Source organism: Rhodococcus sp. T7 (assembly GCF_009872365.1).
Lineage (GTDB): Bacteria > Actinomycetota > Actinomycetes > Mycobacteriales > Mycobacteriaceae > Rhodococcus_F.
In genome coordinates this window covers 1-2879 of record NZ_WXYH01000171.1, presented here as the reverse complement: position 1 = coordinate 2879, position 2879 = coordinate 1, and the positions used below count along the sequence as shown (strand labels likewise).

Annotated in this window: 3 protein-coding genes and 1 pseudogene; all 4 read right to left on the bottom strand. The window is 64.1% G+C overall.

What is annotated here, in order from left to right:
• Positions 1-101: 101 nt before the first annotated feature.
• On the bottom strand, positions 102-1148 hold the full coding sequence (locus tag MLGJGCBP_RS17860) for a zinc-binding dehydrogenase (RefSeq protein ID WP_160097340.1): 1047 nt from the start codon (positions 1146-1148) through the stop codon (positions 102-104).
• A gap of 125 nt (positions 1149-1273) precedes the next feature.
• Positions 1274-1615, bottom strand: a complete 342-nt coding sequence (gene mimD / locus MLGJGCBP_RS17855) for a propane 2-monooxygenase effector subunit MimD (RefSeq protein ID WP_201453106.1) — start codon at positions 1613-1615, stop codon at positions 1274-1276.
• Entirely contained in the window at positions 1612-2718 is a 1107-nt protein-coding gene (locus MLGJGCBP_RS17850) for an aromatic/alkene monooxygenase hydroxylase subunit beta (protein WP_160097338.1), read from the bottom strand. The genes mimD and MLGJGCBP_RS17850 overlap by 4 nt, the downstream gene beginning before the upstream one ends.
• A 50-nt stretch (positions 2719-2768) precedes the next feature.
• Positions 2769-2879 (bottom strand): annotated as a pseudogene (locus tag MLGJGCBP_RS17845) (CDP-6-deoxy-delta-3,4-glucoseen reductase); the annotation flags it as partial.

Here is a 2879-nt window from a genome sequence, read left to right as displayed (position 1 = left end):
ACGATGAAGTATTTTTCGCCGTTCTTCTCATACATTGTGCGTGCTCCAATTGCAGGGATCGGTGGGTACAGAGCCGGATAGGGCGACGTCGGGATCGTGGGTCACCGAGAAATGGTGACCTTCAACGCATCATGGGAGTCCGCGTGCGCAAAGACGTCATAGGCGTCGATCATCTGGTCGAGACCGAATGAGTGCGTGCTGAAGGCACCGGTATCGATCTTTTCGCTGGCCACCAGGTCCAGGAGGGTGGGAATGGTGGTGCCGTTGACCAGTCCGGTGGTGATGGTGATGTTGTTGATCCACAGGTCTTCGAGGTGGAGGTCGACCGGTTTGCCGTGCACACCGACGTTGGCGATGCTCCCGCCGGGACGCACCAGGGTGGTGCACAGCTCGAACGTTGCCGGGATCCCGACTGCCTCGATCACCACCTGCGCGCCCAAGCCATTGGTGAGTTCCAGGACGCGTGCCCGCACATCTTCTGTGCCACTGTTGATCGTCTCGTCGGCGCCGAAACTCAATGAACGCTTGAGCCTCGCCTCGGAAAGATCGACAGCGATGATGTTCGCGGCGCCGTAGAGACCGGCCGTGCGGATCGCGGCGAGACCGACCGGGCCGACACCGACCACGACGACGGTGTCACCGGGTTGTACGTGGGCGTTCTGCACACCGATCTCGAAACCGGTGGGCAGGATGTCGGCCAGGAAGATGGCCTGCTCATTGGTGACACCCTTGGGCAGTACGTGCACGCTGGTCTCGGCGTACGGCACGCGCACGTACTCGGCCTGCGTGCCGTCGATCAGGTGCCCGAAGATCCAGCCGATACCACCGACCGTCGCGCAATGTGAGGGCATGGCGCTCTTGCAGGAGGCGCATTTTCCGCAGGAGGTGATGGCCGGCACGAGCACTCGATCCCCGGCCGCCAGCGATGTGACCGCGGATCCGACCTCGGTGATGACCCCTACCGCCTCGTGCCCGAGCACACGACCGGCCGTCACGGCGGGCACATCCCCCTTGAGGATGTGCAGATCGGTCCCGCAGATCGTGGTGGTATCCACACGGACCACCACGTCGGTGGGGTCGATCAGGCGTGCGTCGGGGACGTCGGTCCATGCCATCGAGCCCGGCCCCTGGAACACAAGTGCTTTCACAATGAACTCTTTCTTTGACGAGATAGCGAAGCAGCCACGCCATCCTGAGTTGCCGGTCGGTCCGCCGGCGCCGCCCACCACCAGTGGGTCGGCGGCGCCGACAAACGGTTACGGCAGGGGCTGCCTCACTGCTCGGTGAGGTCGAATCCGATGTACTCGGCGGCGTCCTCGGGGCTGGCGAACAGCAGGGTCTTGTCGTCGAGGTGGACCATGCGCCCGTAGTGGGTGGAGCTGATCTCCTCGAAGATGGAGCCGTCGAACTCCTGACCCAGGGCGTCGGTGAGTTCCTCGTAGTCGAAGTTCAGCAGCTTCTGGCCGTCGACGCGGATCATCGATGGGTACTCGGTCAGCTCGACACCGTCCTTGTCGCCCATCACTTCCGCGACGACACGGCCGATCGGGGTGTTCATCAGGGTGACGCCGCACATGTTGGAGAACTCGGTGGTCGATCCGAATTGCATGCTCACTGGTCCAACTCCTTGGGGATGTCGAGCCCGAGGTCCTCGAGCAGGGAACGGAACTTCGCGGTGGCGGCGTCGAGACTGTCGGCGAAGGTGACGGCCTTGTCGGCCGGTTGCGACCAGATCGGTTGCAGCGCCCGGGCGGCGTCGAGGCACCGGGGCACCCAGGTGGCCATCCAGGTGCCGAACAGCTCCTTGTTCGCCTCCCCGTGCTCGGGGTCTCGGGTGAGCAACCGGAACAGGTTGCGGGTGTAGGCGAGGTCGCGGTCGTAGTCGTGCTCACCGGTGCCGACGATGGTGGGGGTGATGTAGTCGCCGTTGCCGGCGGCGATCTGCATGACCAGTTCGGTGCGGAACAGCGAACCGACCAGCTGTTCGAAGACGATGTTGGAGCCGAACAGGAGCTCACACCAATCCGGAACCGCGGTCAGGCGCTCGACGACCTCACGGGTGGGCTGCCACTCGGGCGCGGACTGCCAGACCTCCTTGTGCGCGGCGCCGTCGAAGTCCTCGGTGGCCTCGGACAGGTCCAGGTTGAACAGCGCCAGGTCCTGGGCGAAGCGCATCTTGTGGGCGGCGTTCACCGCGACGGCGGTGTTGATCATGTTGGTCGGGCAGGACCGCTGGATGGAGGTGAACACGTGCAGCGCCAGCCCGTTCTCGGCGTGCATCCACGCACCCAGGTTGCGGGAGATGAACGTCAGCCACGGGGTGTTCCAGCCGTCGTAGACCCGGGCGCGTTTGGCGTTGGACAGGCACAGTTCGACCTGGTGGACGACCTTGGAGTTGTTGCGGAAGATCGTCTGGTCCCATTCCTCGTTCGGGTCGAGGAAGGCGTGCCAGTTCGACGACTTCGCGGCCGTCCAGTCCTTCGGGTAGCCGCCGGGGCCGTCACCGAAGCCGTAGATCCAGCCCTGGGACAGGTGGCGGTCGGGGTCGGGTTGGACGTCGACGGTCACGTCCTCGTACATCGTCGACCGTTTCTTGGCCGGCGTGTAGTAGTTGAAGGTGCGGCTTCGGGAGCTGGGGAACTCCAGCGCGCCGGCTTCGGAGTCGGTGAATTCGATCTTCGGGAAGCTGCGCTGCTTGGTCCCGGGGGTTGCGGTCATCTCGTTTCGGTTCCTGTCGATAAAGGAGGAAGGTGGAATTCCTGCGGTGACTACTCGAAGGCCGGGCTGGTGAACTTGTCGTAGAAGACTTGGTCGTGCGGGGCGCCATTGGCGTCGAGCAAGGCCAGAGCGGCATCCACCATCGGCGGTGGCCCACAGAG

Bases quoted from the DNA above. Each gene is read 5' to 3' on its own strand.
- MLGJGCBP_RS17850 (WP_160097338.1), bottom strand. From the start codon at position 2,718: ATGACCGCAACCCCCGGGACCAAGCAGCGCAGCTTCCCGAAGATCGAA.